This is a genomic window from Cyanobacterium aponinum PCC 10605 (assembly GCF_000317675.1).
Taxonomy (GTDB): Bacteria; Cyanobacteriota; Cyanobacteriia; order Cyanobacteriales; family Cyanobacteriaceae; genus PCC-10605.
In genome coordinates this window covers 3,398,649-3,423,977 of the sequence record NC_019776.1, presented here as the reverse complement: position 1 = coordinate 3,423,977, position 25,329 = coordinate 3,398,649, and the positions used below count along the sequence as shown (strand labels likewise).

At 36.1% G+C, this 25,329-nt stretch carries 19 protein-coding genes and 1 pseudogene; 8 read left to right on the top strand and 12 right to left on the bottom strand.

What is annotated here, in order from left to right; genetic code table 11:
- Positions 1-515: 515 nt before the first annotated feature.
- Entirely contained in the window at positions 516-3,128 is a 2,613-nt protein-coding gene (gene cphA / locus CYAN10605_RS14305; RefSeq protein WP_015220663.1) for a cyanophycin synthetase, read from the bottom strand.
- Positions 3,129-3,426: 298 nt separating this feature from the next.
- The gene (locus CYAN10605_RS14300) at positions 3,427-4,248 is read right to left on the bottom strand and encodes a cyanophycinase (protein ID WP_015220662.1); all 822 of its coding nucleotides are present in this window, start codon (positions 4,246-4,248) and stop codon (positions 3,427-3,429) included.
- Between the two features lie 394 nt (positions 4,249-4,642).
- Between CYAN10605_RS14300 and trmD the strand changes: the two genes are divergently transcribed.
- The 4 genes from trmD to sufD all read left to right on the top strand — a co-directional run bounded on the left by trmD (position 4,643) and on the right by sufD (position 8,893).
- Positions 4,643-5,350 (top strand): tRNA (guanosine(37)-N1)-methyltransferase TrmD, encoded by a 708-nt coding sequence (trmD, locus tag CYAN10605_RS14295; protein WP_015220661.1) that lies wholly within the window; start codon positions 4,643-4,645, stop codon positions 5,348-5,350.
- Positions 5,351-5,771: 421 nt separating this feature from the next.
- Entirely contained in the window at positions 5,772-6,491 is a 720-nt protein-coding gene (locus CYAN10605_RS14290; protein WP_015220660.1) for a C40 family peptidase, read from the top strand.
- A gap of 125 nt (positions 6,492-6,616) precedes the next feature.
- Positions 6,617-7,387 carry a Fe-S cluster assembly ATPase SufC gene (gene sufC, locus CYAN10605_RS14285; protein WP_015220659.1) on the top strand — a complete coding sequence of 257 codons (771 nt, stop codon included), beginning with the start codon at positions 6,617-6,619 and terminating at the stop codon, positions 7,385-7,387.
- Positions 7,388-7,525: 138 nt separating this feature from the next.
- Entirely contained in the window at positions 7,526-8,893 is a 1,368-nt protein-coding gene (gene sufD, locus CYAN10605_RS14280) for a Fe-S cluster assembly protein SufD (protein ID WP_015220658.1), read from the top strand.
- A gap of 284 nt (positions 8,894-9,177) precedes the next feature.
- Here sufD and CYAN10605_RS14275 read toward each other — a convergent pair whose 3' ends face one another.
- The 3 genes from CYAN10605_RS14275 to leuS all read right to left on the bottom strand — a co-directional run bounded on the left by CYAN10605_RS14275 (position 9,178) and on the right by leuS (position 14,507).
- The gene (locus tag CYAN10605_RS14275) at positions 9,178-10,836 is read right to left on the bottom strand and encodes a DUF3352 domain-containing protein (protein WP_015220657.1); all 1,659 of its coding nucleotides are present in this window, start codon (positions 10,834-10,836) and stop codon (positions 9,178-9,180) included.
- 67 nt (positions 10,837-10,903) lie between these two features.
- Positions 10,904-11,611, bottom strand: coding sequence for an MgtC/SapB family protein (locus CYAN10605_RS14270; protein ID WP_015220656.1), 708 nt, complete (start codon positions 11,609-11,611; stop codon positions 10,904-10,906).
- Positions 11,612-11,930: 319 nt separating this feature from the next.
- Positions 11,931-14,507, bottom strand: a complete 2,577-nt coding sequence (gene leuS / locus CYAN10605_RS14265; protein ID WP_015220655.1) for a leucine--tRNA ligase — start codon at positions 14,505-14,507, stop codon at positions 11,931-11,933.
- A 98-nt stretch (positions 14,508-14,605) separates the two neighbouring features.
- Here leuS and CYAN10605_RS14260 point away from each other — a divergent pair, with 98 nt between their 5' ends.
- Both CYAN10605_RS14260 and thrC read left to right on the top strand, forming a co-directional pair.
- Entirely contained in the window at positions 14,606-15,400 is a 795-nt protein-coding gene (locus CYAN10605_RS14260; RefSeq protein WP_015220654.1) for a peroxiredoxin-like family protein, read from the top strand.
- 244 nt (positions 15,401-15,644) lie between these two features.
- Positions 15,645-16,760, top strand: a complete 1,116-nt coding sequence (gene thrC, locus CYAN10605_RS14255; protein WP_015220653.1) for a threonine synthase — start codon at positions 15,645-15,647, stop codon at positions 16,758-16,760.
- Between the two features lie 140 nt (positions 16,761-16,900).
- Here thrC and CYAN10605_RS14250 read toward each other — a convergent pair whose 3' ends face one another.
- Both CYAN10605_RS14250 and CYAN10605_RS14245 read right to left on the bottom strand, forming a co-directional pair.
- Positions 16,901-17,740 carry a mechanosensitive ion channel family protein gene (locus CYAN10605_RS14250; RefSeq protein WP_015220652.1) on the bottom strand — a complete coding sequence of 280 codons (840 nt, stop codon included), beginning with the start codon at positions 17,738-17,740 and terminating at the stop codon, positions 16,901-16,903.
- A 74-nt stretch (positions 17,741-17,814) separates the two neighbouring features.
- Complete coding sequence (locus CYAN10605_RS14245) at positions 17,815-19,008, bottom strand: hypothetical protein (protein ID WP_015220651.1); 1,194 nt, start codon at positions 19,006-19,008, stop codon at positions 17,815-17,817.
- Positions 19,009-19,276: 268 nt separating this feature from the next.
- On the opposite strand from CYAN10605_RS14245, the gene CYAN10605_RS14240 reads away from it, so the two are divergent.
- Positions 19,277-19,639 carry a hypothetical protein gene (locus CYAN10605_RS14240; protein WP_015220650.1) on the top strand — a complete coding sequence of 121 codons (363 nt, stop codon included), beginning with the start codon at positions 19,277-19,279 and terminating at the stop codon, positions 19,637-19,639.
- A 48-nt stretch (positions 19,640-19,687) separates the two neighbouring features.
- On the opposite strand, the gene rpiA is transcribed toward CYAN10605_RS14240, so the two are convergent.
- From rpiA to CYAN10605_RS14220, 4 genes are all read right to left on the bottom strand, one after another.
- Positions 19,688-20,395, bottom strand: coding sequence for a ribose-5-phosphate isomerase RpiA (gene rpiA, locus CYAN10605_RS14235; RefSeq protein ID WP_015220649.1), 708 nt, complete (start codon positions 20,393-20,395; stop codon positions 19,688-19,690).
- Between the two features lie 401 nt (positions 20,396-20,796).
- Positions 20,797-21,072 (bottom strand): circadian clock KaiB family protein, encoded by a 276-nt coding sequence (locus CYAN10605_RS14230; RefSeq protein WP_015220648.1) that lies wholly within the window; start codon positions 21,070-21,072, stop codon positions 20,797-20,799.
- A gap of 3 nt (positions 21,073-21,075) precedes the next feature.
- On the bottom strand, positions 21,076-21,963 hold the full coding sequence (locus CYAN10605_RS14225) for a response regulator transcription factor (protein WP_015220647.1): 888 nt from the start codon (positions 21,961-21,963) through the stop codon (positions 21,076-21,078).
- Between the two features lie 198 nt (positions 21,964-22,161).
- The gene (locus CYAN10605_RS14220; RefSeq protein ID WP_015220646.1) at positions 22,162-22,746 is read right to left on the bottom strand and encodes a hypothetical protein; all 585 of its coding nucleotides are present in this window, start codon (positions 22,744-22,746) and stop codon (positions 22,162-22,164) included.
- A 220-nt stretch (positions 22,747-22,966) separates the two neighbouring features.
- Between CYAN10605_RS14220 and CYAN10605_RS14215 the strand changes: the two genes are divergently transcribed.
- Positions 22,967-23,911 carry an NAD-dependent epimerase/dehydratase family protein gene (locus CYAN10605_RS14215; RefSeq protein ID WP_015220645.1) on the top strand — a complete coding sequence of 315 codons (945 nt, stop codon included), beginning with the start codon at positions 22,967-22,969 and terminating at the stop codon, positions 23,909-23,911.
- Positions 23,912-24,201: 290 nt separating this feature from the next.
- Here the strand turns inward: CYAN10605_RS14215 and CYAN10605_RS19450 are convergent.
- A pseudogene (locus tag CYAN10605_RS19450) lies at positions 24,202-25,249 on the bottom strand (IS630 family transposase).
- Positions 25,250-25,329 lie beyond the last annotated feature (80 nt).

Genomic DNA, 25,329 nt, shown 5'->3' with positions numbered 1-25,329 from the left:
TTAAGAGTTCGGAGTTTGGAAAAAGGTTTCAGGTGTCAGGTTTCAGGTCGTAGGTTTCGGGGAGTGGCAGACATCTCCATAAATCGGGGTCTTATGCCCGAAATACCGTTCAAAAATCATAATTTTTGGATAAGTCTAATAAGTAATGAGTAATTATCAACTATTCACTATTCACCCCAACACTATTTAACCTCAGTTCGGTTTAAGAGTATTGGATAAGGGTAGGTGTCAGGTTTCAGGTTGCAGGTTGCAGGTGTTGAGAGAAAGTAATGAGTAACAAATAATGAGTGTTCGGGGTTTTTAATTCCTAATTCTTAATTTTTCCTTTGCCCTCCCCCCTCTTGAGGGGGGATAAAGGGGGGTTCGCCTCTTGCCTCTTGCCTTTTGCCTTTTTTTCTTCATCATTCATAGATGAAAATTTATCCCGAACTCAGGTTATTTACCTTTGCCCTTTGCCCCTTGCCCTTTGACCTTTTTTCTTTGCCTTTTGCCCTTTCTCAATTCCTAATGGAAACCTATTGATACTTTTGCACTAACTCAATAGAACGACTCACACTTTCAGGGAAAATCACCACTAAACCATCTTTATCTACTTTTTTCAAAGCAGTTTCTATGGCTTCAATTTCGTCCAAAATGACTATATGTTCTTGATTGGGATTTTCTGAAAGCATACCTTTAAGGATTAAATCGGCAACTTCACCCTTTTCTCGACCCCTTCTATCATCGTCTTCTTTAATAATGATATAGTTAAAAATCCGAGCGGCTATTTGCCCTAAAAGCATTAAGTCTTCATCTCGTCTATCTCCAGGACCACCAATAACACCAAGGCGATCGCCCTGCCAATTTTTGACAAATTCTCCCACTGCCTCATAACCAGCAGGATTGTGGGCATAGTCAATCAAAACAGAAAAATCTCTCAGATCAAATAAATTCATTCTGCCGGGAGTTTGGTTTGCACCCGGGTTAAAAGTTCTTACTCCTTGACGAATTAACTCTATATCAACCCCATTAACGAAGGCGGCTAAACAAGCGGCTAAAGCGTTGGCAATCATAAAAGGTGCCATTCCCTTCATGGTGACGGGCATATTAACTGCTTTTTCTACCCTGAGAGTCCATTCTCCTTCATATATAGAGACATAACCATTTTCATATATTGCCGCCATGCCATCTCGTCTTAGATGATCTGTAATAATAGGGTTATCAGGATTCATGGAAAAATAAGCCACCTTCCCCTTGACATTTTGAGCCATTTGCGCTACCAAAGGATCATCTGCATTTAAAACCGCATAACCATCAGCACTCACTGCCTCTGCAATAACCCCTTTAACCCTTGCCATTTGCTCAATGGTGTCAATATCTCCTAAACCTAAGTGATCAGCCGCAACATTAAGTACAACGCCAACATCACAGCGATCAAAGGCTAAACCTGAGCGTAAAATACCCCCTCTAGCACACTCTAACACCGCAACTTCTACCGTAGGATCTTTCAAAATAACCCCTGCACTTAACGGTCCAGTATTATCTCCTTTTTCAACTAAATATTCTCCTAAGTAAATACCATCAGTGGAAGTATAACCCACCACTTTGCCAGTTTGACGATAAATATGGGCTAAAAGTCTTGTGGTTGTGGTTTTACCATTTGTGCCTGTTACAGCTAAGATGGGGATGCGACTAGATTTATCTTCAGGGAAAAGCATATCTAATACAGGAGCGGCCACATTACGAGGAAGTCCCACACTAGGAGCTACGTGCATTCTGAAACCGGGAGCGGCATTTACTTCCACAATCACCCCGTCAACTTCCCTTAAAGGTTTGGTGATGTCGGGGGTAACTACGTCAATCCCTGCAATGTCTAAACCGATTATTTTTGCAACCCTTTCCGCTATCCAGATATTTTCTGGGTGTATATCATCAGTGCGATCAATAGCAATACCACCGGTACTAAGGTTGGCGGTTGCTCTCAAATAGGCTATTTCTCCTTCTTTGAGGCGAGTATCCATATCATAGCCTTGTTTTCTCAAAACTCCTAGGGAAGTGCGATCGACGCTTATTTTTGTTAAAACGTTATCATGGCCATCTCCTCGATTAGGATCTTGATTTGTTTTTTCAATTAACTCCTCAATAGTAGAATAACCGTCTCCCACAACATGAGCAGGTATTCTTTCCGCAACGGCTACCAGTTTGCCATTTATGACTAAAATACGATGGTCATTACCCTTATAATATTTCTCTACAATAATAGATCTACTTTTAGAAGCGGCACTAGCTACATCATAGGCTTCTTCTGCTTCTTTTGGTGTTTCTACATCAATGGTGATACCCCGACCATGATTACCATCAAGGGGTTTAATTACCACAGGATAACCACCCACATCTGCGATCGCATCTTCTAATTCATCCAGATAGTGAATTACAGTACCTCTAGGAACAGGGATACCAGCTTCTGCGAGGGTTGTTTTCGTACCTTCCTTATCACAGGCTAATTCTACTCCTAAAATACTCGAATGAGTGCTTAAAGTAGCTTGAATGCGTTGTTGATTAACTCCGTAACCTAACTGAACCATTGCCCTTGCACTTAATAAACACCATGGAATGTCTCTTGCTTCGGCTTCTTTGATAATAGTTTCCGTGGAAGGACCTAAAGCAGAATTTGCCCGTAAATCCCTTAAATCCGCTAAATCCTGTGCTAATTCTTCTGGAGGATAAACACCATGATTGATAATAGCATTACAAAGCCTTACTGCTGCTCTTCCTGCATATCTCCCGGCTTCCTCATAAACATACTCAAAAACAACATTATAAACTCCAGCAGTAGAAGTTTCTCTGGTGCGTCCAAAACCGACGGGCATTCCTGCCAATTCTTGTAACTCTAGGGCAACGTGTTCCACAATATGCCCCATATAAGTTCCCTCTTGTACTCTTTCTAAAAACCCCCCCCGATGATCCCTTGAACAATAATGCTCAATTAAACTGGGCAAAATTTCCACTAAGCCTTCATAAAACCCCGGAATGAGATTAGATGGCTTTTCGGCCACATCTTCCAAATCCAAACGCATTTGAATTAGTTTTTGTCTTCTAATGCTCCAGTAATTAGGTCCACGTAATGTTTGTGTTTTGAGGATTTTCATGATTTCTAATTAAGTTTCCCAACGGTTCAATCATATTAGACGCAATTTTAAGTGTCTCGTTTTTAAGCTCTTTTTAACTGTTCAACTTGAACATTTCTTTATTTTTTTGAGAACTCTAGTAACAGACGACAGTTTCTCGGCTTTAAAGGTCATGGATATTAATTCATAATTAGGCGTTGCTGATTTTAGACATAGTCTCTCGTTTAGGTGGGGAATAGGAAATAGTGATAATATTTTGATGTGTCAATTTTGGCATAATTCCAGTACATTTCATATCATAATTAAGCAACACCCATAATTATTCAACAACTGCGGCAATGGGTTGATGATTCTTGATATTATATCGATCACCATGTCCCAAAATATGTAATCTCAGATTATGAAGAGCTAAAGGGGCTTCTGCCGAAACATCTCCCTGATTGGTGTAACTCATGGCTTGGGCATCAACAATTGTAACGGTTCCTCTACCCAAAACTTCTATAAATTCATTATGGTGATGGAAAACAGCACAAGTGTCTTCATCAATACCGATACCCAATCTTTCAGGATGACTAGAAATAGCACTCAATAATCTTGCCATACGGTTACGGTTGTGGAAATGTTGATCCACAATTACTTCGGGAATGATTCCCAATCCCATGGCCATATCTACCAACGCTCGATTTGGGGATTCTCCACTACTTCCCCCTGCTATCATATGATGACCCATTACTGCCGCTCCTGCGCTTGTTCCTGCAAGGGTGACTTCTCCTAATTTTACTCTTTGACGGATTCTTTCCATTAAAGGGGTATCTGCTAATAATCCACACAATCGCAGTTGATCCCCCCCAGTCATAAATATACCTGTACACTCTTCTACATATTCTTGATAACCCTTATCTTCTCCATGGATGCGATCGCGCACATCAAGCACTCTGATATCTTTAGCACCCATATCCCGGAAAATATTAAAGTAGCGCTCCCCGATGATAGTAGGCTCTCTTGAAGCCGAAGGAATAATACCGATGATAGCAGATGTTCCCCCTGCACAATGCCAAAAACTCTGTAAAATTTCTTTTCCGTGTACCTTATCTTCTGCACCTCCTATAACTAGGATTGAGCTTCTTTGATATTGCTTCATGTTATTTTCTAACTTAACTTAAGATGATTCCCTACTTAGACTAAAATTAAATTCTAAGAGATTTTTATACCATTAACAGTAAAAGCGAGTAAAACATCTGTCGGATTCAGATTTTTTTCACTCACCTAAGACGAATATTTCCCATGATCAGATTATCATAATCTTTACCATCGAAGATTGATCAAGGTCAACAATTGCTCATAAATAGTCAATTATGAATAATAATGATATAACAAGCCCTTAAAATAATTAAATTTAACTTTAAACAAAAATTATAAATTTTCAATGGCTATCCCATATAATCATGAAAATTTGGGCTAAACTGTCATTTTTTTGACCATTATTACTTTTTCTTTTTTCTTCGATTAAATTACCTTAAATATAATTCTTAGTTGTGCAAATAGACGTTATTACTTTATTTCCAGACTTTTTTTCTTCTCCTTTGAGTTGTGGCTTATTGGGTAAGGCTTTAAATAAAGGTATTGCTTCCGTAAATTTAGTTAATCCTAGAGATTTCACCACCGATAAACACCATCAAGTTGATGACGAACCTTATGGAGGGGGTGTTGGTATGGTATTAAAACCAGAACCTATTTTTGCGGCGGTTGAATCTTTACCTATTTTAGAATCAAGAGAGGTGATTTTGCTTTCTCCTCAAGGGCAAACAATGGATCAACCTCTTTTACGAGAATTAGCAAATTTCGAGCAGTTAGTCTTAATTTGTGGACACTACGAAGGTATTGATGAGAGAGTACAAAATATTGTTACCAGAGAAGTATCTTTAGGGGATTTTGTCTTAACCTGTGGAGAAATACCTGCTTTAGCCTTAATAAATGGGGTTATTCGACTACTACCGGGTACTGTGGGCAAGGTAGAGTCTCTTTATGCAGATAGTTTTGAGGATGGTTTATTGGATTACCCTCATTATACTCGTCCCGCAGTTTTTAGGGGGTGGGAAGTTCCGCCAGTACTACGTTCAGGAAATCATAAAAAAATAGCCCAATGGCGCAAGGAAAAGCAGTTAGAAGTGACAAAAAAGAAACGCCCGGACTTGATGGAAAAGTATTATTTAGAATTGAAAAACAAGAATGAAAAGTCATAGGAATTCATAAAAAACTCATGTTTATTGATATTTTTCCTTTCAATCTTGTCACTGACTGATTAAATGTTGGAAAAAAAATAAGGTTCTATCACTTCTCGTCGTGTAAATAATTAGTTAGGGTAGGTGTCAGGTTGCAGGTTGCAGGTGTCAGGTTTAGGGGAGTAATGAGTAACGAGTAATTATCAACTATCAACTATTCACCCCAACACTATTTACCTTTGCCCATTGCCCTTTTAACTTTTTCTCTTGGCTTTAATTTATCATAACCACACTCTGAAGAACCAAAAATAAAACCTGCTACTAAAATCAATTTAAATTTATTTTATATCAATTATAAGTACTATTTACCGCTCACTACCTCCACCGATAATTTTATGTCGGACTGAGAAGAAATCTTAAATCTGAAACCTATCTAAATCTTATGAATTCCCAATTATCTGATTTATTAACCCCATTTCCCACGGGAGAATATGTCTGTTTAACGAACTTAAATTTATACGCCCAACCCGACTGTAAAGAATTAGCAACCCAACTACGAAAAGGCAGATATTTAAAAGTTCTTTCTTCTGAGATAATCGATAATACTGTAAAAGTTTGCTCCTTAGAAGATCAATATTATGCCTATTTACATATCACTAATTTAACGGAACTAGAAATTGCATCTCAACCATATCAACCTGTTTCAGTGACAAGGGAAAAAATAGAAACCCTTATTTCTCAGGTAATAGAATTTACCTACCAAGCCATGAAAACCCCTAATTATTATCTATGGGGTGGCACCGTTGCACCTAATTATGACTGTTCTGGTTTAATGCAAAGTGCTTTTGCTAGTGTAGGAGTATGGCTACCTAGAGACTCTTATCAACAAGAAGATTTTACTACCAGAATATCAAGAGATGAGTTACAAAGAGGAGATTTAATTTTTTTTGGCGATGCAAGGGTTAATCATGTGGCTTTATATTTAGGAGAAAACAAATATATTCACAGTTCAGGAAAAGAAATTGGTAATGATGGTATTGCCATTAACCAACTAAGGGACGATTTAGACCAAGTTAGTCTGAATTATTATCAAAAATTGTGGAGCTATGGAAGACTCGATCGCAGTTTTATCCCAGATATACAAAAACTAGAACAACTATAAACCATTTTCATCACCAAAATAAAAATAATCATCAAAAATGAATTAAACAACAAAATTGTTGCTAAAGTACCCTAAAATAGATACCCAGATATTAAATAAAAGTAATAAACTAAAAAAGACCGATTATGAATCAACCTATATTAACTGTTCGTAACTTAACTGCAAGTGTTGATGACACCCCCATTCTCAAAGGAGTTAACCTCGAAATTAAAGCAGGGGAAATTCACGCCATCATGGGGCGTAATGGTTCAGGAAAAAGCACCTTTTCCAAGGTATTGACAGGGCATCCTGAATATGAAGTTACAGGGGGTGAAATCATCTATCAAGGAGAAAACCTACTAGAAAAAGAGCCAGAAGAAAGAGCCTTAGCAGGAATTTTCCTCGCCTTTCAATACCCCTTAGAAATCCCCGGAGTAAGTAACCTCGACTTTCTCAGAGTTGCTTATAATGCCCGTCGTAAACATTTAGGCTTAGAAGAATTAGACGCATTTGATTTTGAAGACTTAGTCGAAGAAAAATTAGAGGTAGTAAAAATGAACCCCAGCTTCTTGCAAAGAAGTTTAAATGAAGGCTTTTCCGGGGGAGAAAAAAAACGTAACGAAATCCTACAAATGGCTTTACTTGAACCAACATTAGGCATTTTAGATGAAATCGATTCAGGATTAGACATAGATGCTTTGCGCATCGTTTCCGAAGGAGTCAATCAATTACGTAAACCCGATAATGCTTTTCTTTTAATTACCCATTATCAAAGACTTTTAGACTATATAACCCCTGATTTTGTCCATGTTATGTATGAAGGAAAAATCGTCATGAGTGGTGACAAAAATCTAGCCCTTGAATTGGAAGCAAAAGGTTACGATTTCCTCGATAAAGAGCAGTTAACCAACGTTTAATTTAATTTTAGAAGATTCGGGGTTTAGGGAGAAAGGAGGGGAAGAAATGAGTTTGGAATTCGGGAGAGAGGGTGACGAGGGGAGAGAGGGAAACTAACTCTTAACTCGCAATTTTTGCTAATTACTAATTGAAAATAGATGATGATATTGACACAAGAAAATTTGAAAAACACCAAAGATGGATATTTAGGCTGTTTACTGCAAATTGCCGAAAATCAACCCCTTCATCTGGAAGGAAAATTACAAACTATTGTCCAAGAAATTAGAAGAAAAGCGGCGAATAAAGTCGTTAAATTAAATCTGCCCACCACTAAAGATGAATCATGGCGTTTTACCGATTTATCTGAATTATATAAACAAGATTTAGTGTATGCACAACCTCAAGATTTAGAAAATCAAACTTTACAAGAATTTATCCTCAAAGAAGCATCTAATTCTCGTTTAGTATTCGTTAATGGTTATTATCAAGCTAATTTATCGGATACTTCTGGTTTAAATTCAGAGCAAATTTATGTGGGTAATCTAACAAATTTAGATGATGATAAACAAGAAAAAATAGCTCAATATTTAGCTAAAAATGAGCCTGAAAATGAAGTTTTTACCGCTTTAAATTCCACCAGTTTAAATGATGCTTTTGTGGTGTGGGTAAAAGCTAATCAAGAAATAAAAACTCCTATTCATTTACTACATCTTAGCGTTAAAGAAAAGACAGGAAGTTGGCATCAACCTCGCATTTTAGTGGTAGCGGAGGCTAATTCAGTCCTAGAATTTATTGAATATTACGGTGCAACTTCTTTTGGTTGCTCTGATTCGGCAAGACAACAATATTATTTTACCAATGCCGTTACGGAAATTCATTTACTAGATAATGCCCAAGTTAATCATAATCGTATTCAAAGAGAATCTGGAGATGGTTTTCATATTGCTCAAACTATGGTAAATCAGGCAAAAAATAGTCGTTATACCATCAATGAAATTAGCTTGGGGGGTAAGTTATATCGTCATAATTTACAAGTTAATCAAGAAGGGGAGCAAACAGAAACTTACTTGCATGGACTAACAATGTTACAAGGCAAGCAATTAGGAGATACCCATAGTGAGGTTAACTTAAATCATCCCTATGGCACTGTTAATCAACTTCATAAATATATTCTTGATGATGCAGGGCATGGGGTTTTTAATGGTAGAGTTTATGTACCAAAGTTAGCCCAGTTGACTAATGCGGCACAATTAAACCGTAATTTACTTCTTTCCCCGAAAGCAAGAATCAATACTAAACCTGAGTTACAAATTACCGCCGATAATGTTAAGTGCGCCCATGGGGCAACGGTTAGCCAATTAGAAGCGGATGAAATCTTTTATCTTCGTAGTCGTGGTTTAAATGAATATGATGCCCGTCATTTGTTGATTGATGCTTTTGCGGCGGAGATTATTGATAATATTCCTTTTGCTTCTTTGCGTCAACGTTTAACTCAGTGTGTTACTTGTCGTACGATTAATGACTAATGATTAATCAAAAAGCATGACACTAATTTAACCTCAGTTCGGTTTAAGAATATCCAACAAGGTTAGGTGTCAGGTTGCAGGTTGCAGGTTGCAGGTGGTAGGGGTTTTTAGCAAGGGGCTTAAGCCCCTTGTTTAAGTCAGTTCGGATTAAGGCAATTTTATCGTTGTTTCTAAGAAGCTATAAGGTTTTCTGACTAGGAGAAAATAATGCTTTCAGCTTATCCCGAACTCAGGTTATGTAACTTAAGTTAATGGTTAGAAATGGACAAGAATGAAAAACCAAACTAACCTTTTAAATGAAAGAAAGATGTACTATAACTGATACCGTCTTGAGTTCCTTCTGTGGTGATAGTAACAGATTCAAGATTGTCAAACAGAGGCTTAAAAGCTAATTCGGCTATTTTGATGATGGGGAAACGATTACGTAAATAAGGGGCTAAATCTTGCCATCGAATGAATAAGTAACCGTTGTTTGCTTGGGGTAAGGCTTTAATACTTTCTTGAAAGTCGCTAGATTGTAAAAGACTCTCGAAGGGGGTGGAAAAAACTTTGCTAAGAAGATTGACAGAATTAGTAATAATTTCTTCGTTAGATGTTTCTGAGTGAACCCCTTTGACTTCTGCTTGTAAGCGAGAGAAGTTATTTTCTGAGGTGGTGACTAATTTTGTCCATGCCGTCATAGTAGTATTCTCAAGGGGTAGTTGCCCTACGCTTAAACCTCTATTCTGAGCTATATTATCAAGGGTTTTGGCGAGGGAGTTTTCTTGTTTTTGATTGATAAATAACCACTCTAATGAATTGTTGATAGTATTTTTGCTTAGGGATAAGGCGTATTCTCCACTAACAGAAGAAAATATTTCTTCATTGAAATCTAATTCTGTTTTTAATTCGAGGGGATGAATGCCCTGATAGATAATTTCTGCAAGGGGGTTGTGATTGGTGATGCCATTACTGATATTTTCTCCTAATTTGGTTAGGTTAATTCCAGCTATGGTTAAAATACTGTCTTCAGGGATGTAGTTGAGAGTTTGAGGGGGAGAGGTTAGGGAAGGTGCTTGATTTTTTTCTGTATTTACACCCGATAAGGCTGTATGAGTAATTAATCCTTGAGGATTCAAAGCAAGGGAAAGGGTTAGGCTTTGATAGATGTCGGGGTTTGCAATGGTGCTTTGATTCGTAATCCATGCGGAGGTTAGAGGTAAATTACCATAAACGATACTAACTTTTTTTTGGGGTAAAGATGCGATCGCACTTTGATAGTCTAAATCATGTGCTAAATTGAGATCTACAGCTTGAGCATTATTAATGGCATCTTTTAAAACAGGTAAATCATTAGCAAATAAGACAAAATCAGCAACTACGGCGGCGGCTACTTGTTTCACAGGAGAATCATCTGTCAGAGGATGTTGATAAACAATGTTAACTCCCTGATAGTCTTCGAGGATTAATTCAACTTCATTGGAAACTATTTCACGACTATAGTAAGTTTGTAAGAATTCTTTTGCCAGCTCAGGGGACTTATTTTTTACTGCTAATAAATATCCGGGTTGGATACCATTTTCTGGAGAGTAATCATAATCGAGAGATGTAACGGCTAAAGTAATTTCATCTCCTAACCAAGATTTAATATCTTCCGGAGAATCCACTCTCGCTGAGGTTAGTAAATTTGAACGTAATTGCTCCATTGCCCTGACAACTCGTTTTTGTTCACCATTGTTAGGTAGTAATTGAGCTAAACTACTTAATTTATCAGGATTAATTAGTAGGGATACCATTAAGGGGGATTTTTTGGGAATAAATACCACTCCTTCAGGATTTTTTTTCACTCCTCCTGTTTTCAAATAAGAGGAATTACTGGCAATCAAACAATAGCTGATAAATACTAACAAAATTACACCCATAATCGCAAGAATAACTTTGGGTGTTGTAGAACGAGTTTTCATAGCAACAATAAATACCAATTACATTTGATACTATAGCAACAAATCTGTAAGAGATTTTACTTTACTATCAAACAAATTCTTTTTCCGTTAAACGCCATGATGCAGAGATTACTTTAGGTTCAAGACTAAGTCGGCTGATAACTTGTTCTATCAGTTGATCATTATTAGATTTACTAACTATTTCTGCTTCTATTTTTACTTTCCCTTTTGTCTCATCCTCTAAGAATTCTCTATACATAGAACGTAGTTTAAAAGTACCATTTTCCCTTAAGGATTGTAATAACAAAGCCCTAATCTGAGTTTCATGTTTACTATTACAGATAACTTTACACTGATAGCATAAATATAATTCTGTATTTTCTAGGGGTTGTTGATTAATCATTTCTCCGAGGGGAGGTAAGATAAGATGAGCCACTAAAACAGCGATCGCACCTAAAAAAGCCTGAGACATAAAACCAGAACCAGTTAAAGAGCCAATAGCCGCCGCACACCATAGAGTTGCCGCAGTATTCAATCCTCTAACATTTAGTCCCTCACTCAATATTACTCCACCTGCCAAAAAACCAATACCAGAAACTACCTGAGCAGAGATTCTTGAAGGGCTACTATCCCCTTCAATTAAAACCGATAACATCACAAATAAACAAGCCCCCACTGAGACAAGAGTATTCGTTAACAATCCTGCCATTCTTTGTCGCCACTGACGCTCAAACCCCAAGGATGCACCTAGGGTAAAAGCAACGGTGATACGGATAATAAATTCTAAATTAGTCATTTAGCAATTAGAAAAATAAAAAGGGCAAAGTTAAAAGGTGAAAGGGTAAACCCCCCTTTTTCCCCCCTCGAGAGGGGGGAAGGCAACAGGCAAAAGAGTTTAATTAACACAAACCCTAAGCCCTAACTTCTGATTTCTAACTCCTGATTTCTTTTCAATCCCCCAATCAGCTCAAACCTTGCTCATTCATTATTCATAATAGACCTCTTGCAAAATTAACATTAAAATTAAAATCAATTTATATGGGTTTGGGGTCGATTTTGTTACCGTTGCCTGTTGCCTGAGAGAGCAAGAAGTCTAATGAAATGAATTGAAAGAGTTAGACAACCACAAAGTTAACTAATTTATTCGGTACAACGATTACCTTCTTAATCTCCTTGTCAGCAATGTATTTTTGAGCAATATCCGAAGCACGGGCGATCGCCTCTAGTTCGTCTTTACTAGCAGAAGCAGGAGCAGAAATTGTACCTCTGGTTTTGCCTTTTATTTGAATAACGAGGGTGATTTCGTCCACCGTTAAGGCTTCTTCATCGATAATTAGCCAGTTAGCTAAATGCACCGATTCGCTATTGCCGAGTTTGTGCCACAATTCCTCACTTATATGGGGGGCAAAAGGTGCTAATAATAAGATGAGGGTTTCAACTCCTTCTCGATATACAGGAGAATTTTTGATTTTGGCATCCCTTAAGGCGTTGCTTAACTTCATCAACTCCGAAACCGCCGTGTTAAATTGATAATCCCCGCTTAAGTCTTCGGAAATCTCCTTAATTGCCGTATGAATTGCCCTTCTTAAGTCTTTTTCCTCTTTACTCAAATTCGCTTTATTAATAGTTTTATCCTCGGCAGAATCAGGATTTTCGATAAATTCATTCACCAGTAACCAAACTCGGTTAAGGAAGCGATACTGCCCTTCTACGTCTGCATCATCCCATTCTAAATCTTTCTCAGGAGGTGCTTTAAAGAGAATAAACATCCTAGCAGTATCTGCACCGTATTTTTCTAAGACTAATTTCGGATCAACGCCATTATACTTAGATTTTGACATTTTTTCATAGAAAATATTAACGGGTTCGTTAGTTTCCTTGTCTCGACATTCCCCATTTTTATAGATAATTTGTTCAGGTGTTAAATATTTTCCTGTTTGCTTCGTTTTATAGGTTAAACCCTGCACCATTCCTTGAGTTAAGAGGCGTTTGAAAGGTTCATCTACACAAACTAAACCCCTATCTCTGACAACTTTAGTGAAGAAACGAGAATAAAGTAAGTGCAATATTGCGTGTTCAATACCACCTACATACTGATCCACCCCCATCCAATCATTCACTCTATCGAGGTTAAAAGGCTCATTTTGGTTGGTTGCGTCGGTATAACGTAAAAAATACCATGAGGAGTCAATAAAGGTGTCCATAGTGTCGGTTTCCCTTTTCGCAGGTTTACCACATTTCGGACAAGTCACGTTTACCCAATCATCGAGTTTGGCAAGGGGAGAGGGTCCTCGTCCAGAAAATTCTACTTGTTCAGGTAATTCAACTGGTAATTGTTCTGTAGGTACAGGAACTGTGCCACAATCTTGGCAATGAATGACGGGAATAGGGCAACCCCAGTAACGTTGACGGGAGATTAACCAGTCTCTAAGGCGATATTGGATGCGTTTTTTACCAAATCCTTTATTCTCCGCTAGTTTAATAACTGCTTCTTTGCCTTGGGTGGATTCCATGCCGTTAAATTCCCCTGAATTAACCATAATACCCGTTTCGGTATAGGCTTCCACAAGAGAAAAATCAGTTTCTTCCACATTCTCAGGCAGGATAACCACTTTTATGGGGAGGTTATTTTCTTTGGCAAATTTGAAGTCTCGCACATCGTGGGCAGGTACTCCCATTACTGCTCCTGTGCCGTATTCATATAAAACATAATTGGCGATCAAAATAGGAATTTCTTCCCCTGTGAAGGGATTGATGGCTTTACCTCCTGTCAATATGCCTTTTTTCGGTTTATCGTCGGCAGTGCGATCGATTTCACTTTCACTGCTTACCTCTTGGATAAAGGCGGATACTGCTTCTTTCCTCTCAGGAGTGGTCACTTTTTCGGTGAGGGGATGCTCAGGAGCTAAAACTACATAAGTCACTCCATATACTGTATCAGGACGGGTAGTAAAAACAGGGATTTTTTCGTCACTACCGACAATGGGAAATTCTAAATAAGCCCCCACAGATTTACCAATCCAGTTTTCCTGCATGGTTTTGACTCTATCGGGCCATCCTTCTAGCTGTTGTAAGTCATTCAATAACTGTTCGGCATAATCGGTAATTTTCAAAAACCACTGTCTTAATAATTTACGCTCGACTTTTGCTCCACTACGCCATGAATAGCCTTCTGAGTCAACTTGCTCATTAGCTAACACCGTTTGATCGATCGGATCCCAGTTAACGGCGGCTTCTTTTTGATAAGCTAGTCCTGCCTCATAAAATTGTAAAAATAACCACTGTGTCCATTTATAATAATCAGGGGAACAGGTAGCAACTTCTCGACTCCAATCAATGGATAGTCCTAACTCTTGAAGCTGCGATCGCATCTGTGCAATATTTTCATAAGTCCATTTAGCCGGTGGAATACCTCGATCAATTGCTGCATTTTCAGCCGGTAAACCGAAAGCATCCCAACCCATAGGATGTAAAACTCGATGTCCTTGCATTCGCTTGAAACGGGCGATAACATCGGTAATAACATAGTTGCGTACATGACCCATGTGTAATTTCCCTGAAGGGTAAGGGAACATAGAAAGGGCATAAAATTTAGGTTTATCTCGATTTTCTTCTGTTAAATAAAGGTTAGAATCAGACCATTGTTGTTGCCATTTTGATTCTATATCACTAGGTTGATAAGGAGATTGCATAATATAAAGGGAAAACTATTTATATACTTTAATTTAGCCAATTTTCTATTCTAATTGAAATTGGAAATGTCTTCTTATTATCTATCTTTCTTCTTTGTATGAATGATTTAAATACAAATACTGTTGAACAATCAAATATTTATTCATTTCTCAAAACTACTAAAAGAGTCAGAGTCAGTGACGGGAAAGAAATTTCTATATTTAATGGTACTTCTTCTGCTAACTATATTCTCTTACTTGTCTTACCCCAATTAGGAGATTTTGATAGTCTTGAATACGCTTGGTGGTTAAATAAATATCAAGATATTTTGCATGAAAAAAAAATTGCCCTAAGAGCGATCGCAATTGGTAACTTAAAATCAGGGGAAAAGTATTGTCAATATACAGGATTTAACCCAGAAAATTTATTTTTGGACGAAACAGCAGAAATTCATCAACAATTAAATTTATATCAAGGTTTAAACTGGCAATTTCCTACCTTTAATTGTAGTCAAAATCAATGGCTGAACTTGATCTTAATGTGTGCAGGAATAGGTAGTAAAGGAACATTAAAAGAAGTTTTACGTGGTTATTTTGGAGATAAAAAAGCACCATCTCTATTACAAGAAAATGAAATTGTTAACATAAAATTTTTACCGCCCATTAAAGGCTCACTATTTAACAAAGTAGGGAAAAACTATCAGCGCCCTTTTGAGTTAGCAACCATTAGATTAAAAAATATGATTGAGGTATTGACTAACTGGCGAACCTATGTGCCTAACGATAACTATTTAACCCAAAGAGGAGGCACTTTTTTATTTAACAATCAGGGAAAAATTATTTATCAACATCGAGATGAAGGCATACTAGGATTTGCTGAAAACAAAAGTAATCCTCTCGCCTTTTTACCTTGAAAAGGGGCAATGGGCAAACCCCCCTTTATCCACCCTCTCGAGGGGGGAAGGCAATGGTGAATAGTTGATAATTAAGAATTAAAAATTCCGTTCACGACTGAAAGGGGTGTACGAGCGATCGAGCGTTTTCTCCGAACTCATTTCCCTCGACATTAGGTAAAGTATTTTCTAATTTATTCATCTAAAAGTAAAGTAGATCACCTTTTTATGTCATAATCATTAATAATCGTCTATTTTAGATTTAATGCCCGTGGTAGCAACGAAACTAGATCAACCATCAACAACTTATCATGTTAAAGCAGGGTGGAAAGGCTTAATAGAAGAATATAAGCACTATTTGCCTGTCACAGAATCTACTCCTATTATTACTCTTAGAGAAGGAAATACACCCTTGATACCTGTGTCATCCATCTCAAAAATGATTGGCAGAAATGTCAAAGTTTATGTTAAATATGATGGCTTGAATCCCACGGGTTCATTCAAAGATAGAGGAATGACAATGGCTATTTCCAAAGCCAAAGAAGCGGGGGCTCAAGCTGTGATTTGTGCCAGTACAGGCAACACATCTGCCGCCGCCGCCGCCTATGCCACCAGAGCAGGAATGAAAGCATTTGTTATTATTCCTGACGGTTATGTTGCCCTTGGTAAGTTAGCACAGGCTTTAATTTATGGAGCGGAAGTATTAGCCATTGATGGTAATTTTGATGACGCTTTAACAATCGTCAGAGAAATGGCGGAAAGTTATCCTGTTACCCTCGTAAATTCCGTCAATCCCTACCGTTTGGAAGGTCAAAAAACAGCCGCTTTTGAGGTAGTTGATACCCTTGGTTATGCTCCTGACTGGTTAGCTATTCCTGTGGGTAATGCAGGAAATATTACTGCTTATTGGATGGGTTTTTGTCAATATCACAGTGAGAATAAGTGTGACATATTACCTAAAATGATGGGTTTCCAAGCCGCAGGTTCAGCTCCTTTTGTGGAAGGGCATCAGGTATTAAAACCAGAAACCATCGCAACAGCCATTAGAATTGGCAATCCCGCCAACTGGGAAAAGGCTTTATCTGTTAGAGAGGCTTCTCAAGGACAATTTAATGCGGTCACGGATGAGGAAATATTAGAGGCATATCGTATTTTGGGCAGGGAAGAAGGGGTTTTCTGTGAACCTGCTAGTGCGGCTTCCGTGGCTGGAGTCTTAAAACTGAAAGAGCAAATTCCTGATAATGGTACTGTTGTTTGTGTTTTAACGGGTAATGGATTAAAAGATCCTGATAGTGCCATGAAATTAAGTGAAAGCGGCATTAGAGGGGGCATTAAAGCTGATTTGAATGAAGTTGCCCGAATTATGGGATTTATTAGTTAGGGAAAAATAGGTAATGTGATTATATTGAGTATCAGGTGGTAATAAGTAAGAGGTAATGAGTATTGAATAATCGATTTTTGGAAAATTAAACCTAAAACTTGATACTTGCTTTTCTCTAATATTCTTATGCAGAACCGAGATTAATTATTATCAAGAGGGGGAAGTATAGGATAAGGTAAATTATCTCGCTGAAAATATCTTTTTGCCCTTCTAACTAAGTCTGTTTGATAAATAAATTCATCTCTAGCATCGATGGGATAACATTTTAGTTTGAAATAAGTTGCCCAAGGTTTCTCTTCCATTACCACTAAAATGGGTAAGTTTAGTTGGGTATATTTACTAGTTTGTGCCACCCTATATAGTAAGTAAAAAACATTTTCAATGTCCACATCATGGCTAAAGTAAAAACTGATAACGGTTTGGGCTTCTAAATTACCTTTATTGGCATTACTAATGGATTCAGTCCATAGTTTATTATGAGGAATAGTGACAATATTATCGTCAGGGGTTTGAAGCATAATTCCTCTTAATCCATAGCTAATAACTTCTCCGTAATCGTCTCCTATTTTGACGCGATCGCCTACTTGATAAGGATTTTCAAAAAGTGCTAAAACACCAGCAATAACCGAACTAGCATAGTCTTTAAAGGCAAAACCTAAAGCAACTGCGATCGTACCTGTGAGGGGTAAAATATTATCAGCAGACAGATTAAGAAATAAATTAATTAATGAAACACCCACTATACCTAAGACAAAAGCTCTCCAAAAAGGTAGGGACTGCTTCACCTTAAGACGATACTTTAAAGGAACTTTTTCCGCCAACCAATTAATAATTTTGGCAACAAAAATTTGTCCCCAATAAGCAAGAACAACTAAAAGGACACCTTGTATAACCTTGCCTAAAGTAATATTATCTATTAAACGGGATATTTTTTCAGAATTGGACGCATCTAACTGTAACAAATAACCACTAACAAACATTGTCTTATAAACCACTAAAATAATGTTAAATTATCAATAATTGAATTTTGTTTTTTCTTATGCCTAATTTTTTTTTAATCCGATTCAACCAAGAAGTGATTATCTTTTAAATCTTTAGTTAACTTAGAATAAAAAAGAGGATTAATAGCTATATTTTGATGATCTAAAAAATGAATTAAATTAAGATTTACTAAACATTCTATTTGAGAAGTTATATATATTTGATCATCTCCTAAAATATTAGCTAAATCTGATTTATTTAAATGACCGTGTAATCCTATACAAAATAATAAATAGCGATCGCTTTGAGTAATACTAGGAAAATCAGGGAGTTGAGGATTATTAATTTTGAGATTAGATAATTCTGTTTCTTCATTTTTTACATATCTCAAAGAATAAAAGCATAACTGACTGGCAGTACCTAAACATCCTTGAGACAAATTGGCTAAATTTTCAAAATACTTAGCTTGTAATTGAGAAATAATCTTATGGTCATCTTCATTTTGATTAGGTAATTCCACTAAAAATCGTCTTAAATCATTCCAATCAAATTCAACTAAATCTAAAACAGGCAATAAAATATCCTGCAAATTTTCCTGAGATAATAACGGTAAATCCCGAGCATTTTCTATATAGGCATCCCAGTGATAAATTTTCACCAAAAACAACCATAACCAATGATTACAACCTATAATCCAAAATTTATTTTCATCTTCATCGAGAAGTTTTAAAAGTTTTTCTAATACCTCTAAACCCTCTATGGTGCGAGAAAAATAATAACTTAAATCAGGAATAAGAATAATTTTTTTGTCAGATTGTTGTTGAATTTCTAATATTTTTTCCTGTAAATAATTTAATCTATCCCTTCGATTTTGCTTTAAATTTTCTAAAGAAAAAATTTGATAATCTAATTCTATTGTTTCCTTACTTAAGCTAGATTTTTCAGAAAAAATAGATGTTAAAATATTGTATAAATTATCAACACAATTACCTTTTATAACTAAACAATTCTTGCGATTTTGCTCCTTATTAATAATCCACTGATGTATATAATCATGAACATTAATAGTTAATGTGTCATAGTAAGATTCATAAACAGGTAAGCTATTTAATTTTGTGTTTAATCGCTCAATTAACTTAGAGGGAATAATCTCTTTTGGATCATAATTATTAATGGAATTTTCCAGTTGAGAAGCACCCTTTTCTATTTTTGATTTTGCTAAAGGTAGCCAATGTTTAAATTTCTTCGTCAGATTATTTAATAACATTATTGCTCACAATATTTTCAAGGATTGATAATTAAGTTTAAAAGATCTTTCTCAGAATGAAGCAAATAAAGTATCGCTATGATTAACAATGAGCTTTCGTAATGAGTAACTTATATATTCCATAACTATAGCTGACATGAGAACATCAAAAGGACGCTCCTAATGGCAGTATAATAGTCACAATTATTAGTCTAATTAAATTTATTTTGGCACAAGCTAGTACACATAGACTAAAAGTTAATAATACCTTTTATTTTGGAGCGTTAACATGAGTGAAACTTTAGAAAATAAAGACAAACAACCTGCCAATAAACTGACAACTCCCACTGCTACCACGACGAAAGAAAGTTCGGCTTTGAAATTAGCCGATAAATCTGCGGCATTGTTACCAGGTAATCGTCCTGTTGAAGCCAATCATTTACAAATAGTTCACACTTATACCTCTGTAGGCAGTATTCGCCCTGTAACTAAGAGTAATTTGGATATTAAGAGTATGATGACTTTATCTGGCAATCGTCCCATTGCAGCTAGTCACTTACAAATCAGTCAAGAGTTTAAAATTATGGGTAATCGTCCTGTGGCTTCTAATCATATTGATGATCCCCTTTTGTTGATGGGTTATCTTGATTAAAAAGTTTAATGGTGGGCAATGCCCACCCTAAGTTATTCCAAACTAGAATTATATTTCTTTGACGGAAGGTTTACCGTCTATGATTTCTCCTACCAAAATGACATCGGCAACGCCGACAAATAAGCCATTCTCTAAAACGCCGGGCATATTATTAATGGTTTTTTCTAATTCTGCGGGATTATCAATAGATTCAAATTTAACATCAATAACTAAATTACCCTGATCTGTAACTACAGGACCAGCTTTTTTTATACCCATTCTTAATTCTGGTTTGCCCCCCAATTGTTCTAATTTATTCATGACTGGAGTTACTGCCATGGGAATGACCTCCACAGGAAGCAAAAAAGTTGAGCCTAGCTTATCGACCAGTTTACCGCTATCTACCACAACGATAAATTGATTAGCGAGACTATCTACCACTTTTTCACGGGTATGAGCGGCACCACCCCCTTTAATAAGATTTTTATGGGGATCAACTTCATCCGCACCATCAATGGCAACATCAATATGTGTAACAGCATCTAGGGTAGTTAAAGGAATACCATATTTTTTGGCTAATACTTCAGCTTGAAAAGAAGTAGGAACACCGACAATATTAGTTAATTCTCCTTTTTGTAATCTCTCACCAATATATTGAATAGCATAAGCAGTAGTAGAACCTGTACCTAAACCAACAATGGAATTAGATTGAACTCTATCGGCGGCGGCTTTACCGACTTCCTGCTTCATAATTACAACGGGATCTGTTGTAGTCATATTTACCTTTTTTACTAATTTACACCCCTTATTATCAGTGATCGGCGATCATTAAACAATCTTCTAAGTTAACCTCAGTTCGGTTTAAGAATATTGGATAAGGGTAGGTGTCAGGTTTCAGGTTGCAGGTTGCAGGTGTTGAGAGAAAGTAATGAGTAACAAATAATGAGTGTTCGGGGTTTTTAATTCCTAATTCTTAATTTTTCCTTTGCCCTCCCCCCTCTCGAGGGGGGATATAAGGGGGGTTTGCCTCTTGCCTCTTGCCTTTTGCCTTTTTTTCTCCATCATTCATAGATGAAAATTTATCCCGAACTCAGGTTAAGTTAGTTTGCATTCAAGATGTAAACCTTCGGGTAAGAAAAAGAAAATCGTTAAGAGTTTGAGTTAATTTGTTAGCTAAACTATTGATCAATTAAATCCAAACCACAAATAACATTTTCTCGATTCGATAAATCGCCAATAATTCTCTGTAATGGTGGAGGAAGTTGTTTTATCAAAGTTGGTGTCACAAGGATTTTTTCTCTTTCCGCCCTTGCTGGTTCTTCCAAAACGTCAATAATCTCCACCTGATATTTATTGTTTAATTCCTCTCGACACAATTTCAACAAATTAGCGATCGCTCTTTGTGAGTTAAGAGAATTACCAGTGATATACAGCCTTAATAAATAGTTACTCATGAATTAAATATCATCCGAATCGGAACTAGATAGAATAGTAAGATTACTCAAACCGATATAATACTTACGATAATAAGAAGTTAAATAACCCATTAATTCTAATAATCTTAATCTACCTTCATCCACATAGGCTTGAACTTTAGCTAAATTAACATTTTTACATCTTTCCTTTAAGGCTTTAGTATGAATGTCCACAACATCTCTTGGACTAGCCTTAAAAAAGCCCAATTTCGCCGCCAATTGTCGTAACTGCTCCGCTATATTATAATCCACTTTCAAGGCCCTCTCTTCCAAAGATAAATCCAATAAATGACCATATTTAACCGTTAACTGAGAGAAAACATCAGGAATACTATCTTTCAACGCAGAAGAAGCAAACATCCTCGCTGTAATACTCGGTTGAATCGATTGAGCCAAATTTTCTAAACCAGCGAATTCTTCTTGTTGTTGTTTTTGTTGCTTTAAAGCAGATAATCTTTCCACATACTGTTGACGTTCGATCGCTAAACGAATAGCATAAACCAAAGAGTTACAGTCTAAATCTATCTTTCTTAAATACCCATTTGCTCCCATCTGAAAAGCCCGAACAATTACTGCTTCATCCGTTGAATCCGTTTGGATTATAATGGGGGTATCGGGGGCATTTTCTTTTAACTTTAATAAAGACTCAAAACCCTTGCCATCTGGTAAAGTTAAATCTAAGATAATCGCCTCAAAATCTTTTTCTTTAATTACCTGTAAAGCTCCTGCTAAATTTTGAACACAACACAAACAAAAATTAGACCCTTCTGCGAGGGGCGAGTGATGAGCTGAAGACAAAAGATTTTCTATTAGTTGAGCATTATCAGTATTATCTTCTACCAACAAAATTTGATAAACATGATTCGACATTAAAAAAATTGATTTAATTAAAGAATGAGAATATGGATTTATAGTTTTTTAATATGTGATTAAACAAGAGATAAAAAATAAGATATTCAGGTTTTGGAGTGTTGGGGAAAAACTAATTAATGACCTTTGCCCTCCCCCCTCTCGAGGGGGGATAAAGGGGGGTTTGCCCTTTACCATTTATGCCTTACCCTAATTGCCTTATTCCTGACTATCCATTTGATAAATAGTTTTCCAAGCATTAACTGTACCACTGCCAATAGTCGCATCTGTGGTGCTACCATCACTCCATACCAAGCGAATTTTTAAATTAGTAGAAGGTGCATTGGCTAAAGCACTCATTAAGTCATCAGAGATTTTCCCCCCCTGATATTCATATAATTGACCATTGATAGAAAACATTATATATTCTGGATTTTTGCTTTTCCAAGAATATTTGTAAACAGGTTCTCGATCCCAATAAACTTCTTCTTCATACTTATTATTACGCCAAACACTACGAGTTCGTTTTACTTGCTTATAGTAATCAACCTCTTTTATCTGCCAAAAATAACTTAGACGGATAGCTTGTTTTGACCAACTACTTACAATTGCATAGCTTTCCCCAAACCCACCAAAATCCTTATCATAAACAATTTTACCCTCAAAGGAATCTTCCGTAACTTTTGACCAAGGTACAGAAGAATCTTGATTAATAGGAGAAGGTTGCACCTTCGCCATTGCAGGAAAATTTAAGGTTAAGACGGCAATTAAACTCAATACAGTTTGAGTAATACTTCGATTCATGGTAGCTAATTAGTCAGTCAGTGACAGATAAAATACTTTTTATATTAATTCTTGAGTATGTCTTGATGAATCAATAACTCTAGTTTAATTTTAGCAGTAATTCATCGCAGTCCTTAATTATTTTATTTACAAGCATTTTCAATGCAAGGTCAACAGAATTTACACAATAGTGGGAGGATTGCTATACTTTTTATCTATCTATTCCCATAATTTGAAAGAAATGCGTATTTTTATCACTGGTGGAAGCGGTTGTATAGGACATTATATAGCTGATTTATTAATCAAAAATACAAACCATGAATTATTTTTTTTAGTGAGAAATCCTAGTAAAGTTAAATTTGATTATAATTATCGTTCTGGTATCAATATTATCGAAGATAATTTAACAAATATTTTGGCTTATAAAGATATATTAAATACTATTAATATTGCGATTCTAATAGCTACTTGTTGGGGAGGAGAAGTAGAATCTTATCAAATAAATGTAGAAGCAAATATTAACTTAATTAACTGTTTAAATAAAAAAAATTGTGAGCGTATAATTTACTTTTCAACAGCTAGTATTTTAGATCAAAAAAATCAATTATTACCCCAAGCAGGAGAAATTGGAACAGATTATATAAAAACAAAATATCAGTGTTTTACACAATTAGAAAAACATCCCCTTTACCCAAAAATTATTACTGTTTATCCGACTTTAGTTTTTGGAGGAGATGAAAAGAAACCCTCTTCCCATTTAAGTGCTGGATTGAAAGATTTACCGAAGTGGTTTAACTTAATTCGTTGGTTTCAAGCTGATGGGGGTTTTCATGTTATTCATGGTCAAGATATTGCTACTATTATCGGTTATTTGGTGGAAAATGGAGATAAATTAGATCCTAGTTTTGAGCGTAAATTAGTGTTAGCCAATTCTCCTTTAACGGTTAATCAAGCTATTAAAGAAATTGGTAATTATCTAAATAAAAAAGTCTATTTACAAATTCCTCTACCTATTTGGTTAGCAAATGTCTTTATTAAGGTTTTTAATATTCAAATGGCAAAGTGGGACTATTTTTGTTTAAACTATCGTTATTTTACCTATGATAAATACGTTAATCCTCAATCATTTGGTCTTGATTATTATGTACCCAATATTAGTAAACTTTTAGAAATTTCTGGAGTTTAATATTGTCAATAGTATAAAATAATGACTCTATTACTTCTCGTTGTGTAAATTATTAGTGTTTGGTAGGCAATAGACAATTATTAAATGATAATTTATAAACTTTTAGTTTTTATTTTACCATGAACACTATTTAATAAAAGTTATAGAATTTATTTTCTATTAATTTATCATAACCGCACTCTAAAGAGCCAAAATAATCAGTAAAAAATTTAACTGACAAAATGCTTTGCTAAAATCAAAAATGCAATGAAGTAGGTCAGGAGAATAAAACATAGTTATGTAACAAATAGTTAAGCTGTTTTTAGGTTGATAAATTTTAGGTTATGATTATTTTTCTCTCCCCTTGATTCCAACCCCCAAATTACGTGACAAGCTAATTCTTTTTCACTCTCAAACATTTGCCCAGCTAATTCTTCTTCTTTTAGATGTTGCCATTCCAACTCGATGGGATTCATTTGTGAGCAGTAAGCGGGCAAAAAGAAAAAATATAGCCCTTGAGCTTCCCAATCTTGATATTTTTCTTTCACTTTCTTGCTTACATGAATTGAACCATTGTCGAGTACTACAACTCTCATACGCTTTTGAGCTTGGGCGATTTTTGCCTGTTGATCCATCATGACGATAAACTCTTCGCTTTTGAGACTTCCTACCACCAAACCATAAAAGAATTCCGCCAATGGTTGCCAAATTCCCATAATGCTCAATCTTTTTCCTCTTTTCTTTGTTTGTTCTTGTCGTTTTTGCTCTCCGCAAAAATAGTAACTATAAGTGGCTTCACTCCAACAACAAAAACCTGATTCATCTCCATAAAGTAGATCTATTTCCCCTAAAGCCGCTGCTATTTCTAACATTTCTAAATCTGCTCTTTTTTGCTTCACCCTCTTTAAATCTTGTTTCTTTTGATGAGAGGTTCGTGTTCGCTTCCAGATGATGCCCTTTTTTTTAGTAGCTGACGTAAATGATCCGCACTTAGTTTTATTCCTCGATCTTGTTTCAATTTGGCGACTAATTGTTGACTATTATATGTTCGTTCTCTATCTCGTAAGGTTTCTTCTAAATATTGTAAGTCTGACTCTTGCCAAGTTTTTTTACGTCCTCGTTTCCTTTTTCATACAATGCTCCTAGTCCTTCTTGTTGCCATTTATTCAATGTTTTTCTGACGGTTTCTACAGTCCAATGAAGATAAACTGCAATTTTTTCGACATACCAACCATGATGACTTAAACAAATGGCTTCAGCTCTTTCTCTGACCCGATGGCAAAGATTATTTGCTTGTCTCATTTGTTTCAATGTCATTTCCTCTGTGGGAGTGAGGAATACTCGAAGTCTTGCCCCCATTATATTTCTCCTTGAGAGTCTCTTTTACTTTTCTTAATATAACATTATATTTTTACCCTGACCTACTGATTATAAATTAA

Coding starts and splice junctions, on each gene's coding strand:
- cphA (WP_015220663.1), bottom strand. CDS start 3,128: ATGAAAATCCTCAAAACACAAACATTACGTGGACCTAATTACTGGAGC.
- CYAN10605_RS14300 (WP_015220662.1), bottom strand. CDS start 4,248: ATGAAGCAATATCAAAGAAGCTCAATCCTAGTTATAGGAGGTGCAGAA.
- CYAN10605_RS14290 (WP_015220660.1), top strand. CDS start 5,772: ATGAATTCCCAATTATCTGATTTATTAACCCCATTTCCCACGGGAGAA.
- sufC (WP_015220659.1), top strand. CDS start 6,617: ATGAATCAACCTATATTAACTGTTCGTAACTTAACTGCAAGTGTTGAT.
- sufD (WP_015220658.1), top strand. CDS start 7,526: ATGATGATATTGACACAAGAAAATTTGAAAAACACCAAAGATGGATAT.
- CYAN10605_RS14275 (WP_015220657.1), bottom strand. CDS start 10,836: ATGAAAACTCGTTCTACAACACCCAAAGTTATTCTTGCGATTATGGGT.
- CYAN10605_RS14270 (WP_015220656.1), bottom strand. CDS start 11,611: ATGACTAATTTAGAATTTATTATCCGTATCACCGTTGCTTTTACCCTA.
- leuS (WP_015220655.1), bottom strand. CDS start 14,507: ATGCAATCTCCTTATCAACCTAGTGATATAGAATCAAAATGGCAACAA.
- CYAN10605_RS14260 (WP_015220654.1), top strand. CDS start 14,606: ATGAATGATTTAAATACAAATACTGTTGAACAATCAAATATTTATTCA.
- thrC (WP_015220653.1), top strand. CDS start 15,645: ATGCCCGTGGTAGCAACGAAACTAGATCAACCATCAACAACTTATCAT.
- CYAN10605_RS14250 (WP_015220652.1), bottom strand. CDS start 17,740: ATGTTTGTTAGTGGTTATTTGTTACAGTTAGATGCGTCCAATTCTGAA.
- CYAN10605_RS14245 (WP_015220651.1), bottom strand. CDS start 19,008: ATGTTATTAAATAATCTGACGAAGAAATTTAAACATTGGCTACCTTTA.
- CYAN10605_RS14240 (WP_015220650.1), top strand. CDS start 19,277: ATGAGTGAAACTTTAGAAAATAAAGACAAACAACCTGCCAATAAACTG.
- rpiA (WP_015220649.1), bottom strand. CDS start 20,395: ATGACTACAACAGATCCCGTTGTAATTATGAAGCAGGAAGTCGGTAAA.
- CYAN10605_RS14230 (WP_015220648.1), bottom strand. CDS start 21,072: ATGAGTAACTATTTATTAAGGCTGTATATCACTGGTAATTCTCTTAAC.
- CYAN10605_RS14225 (WP_015220647.1), bottom strand. CDS start 21,963: ATGTCGAATCATGTTTATCAAATTTTGTTGGTAGAAGATAATACTGAT.
- CYAN10605_RS14220 (WP_015220646.1), bottom strand. CDS start 22,746: ATGAATCGAAGTATTACTCAAACTGTATTGAGTTTAATTGCCGTCTTA.
- CYAN10605_RS14215 (WP_015220645.1), top strand. CDS start 22,967: ATGCGTATTTTTATCACTGGTGGAAGCGGTTGTATAGGACATTATATA.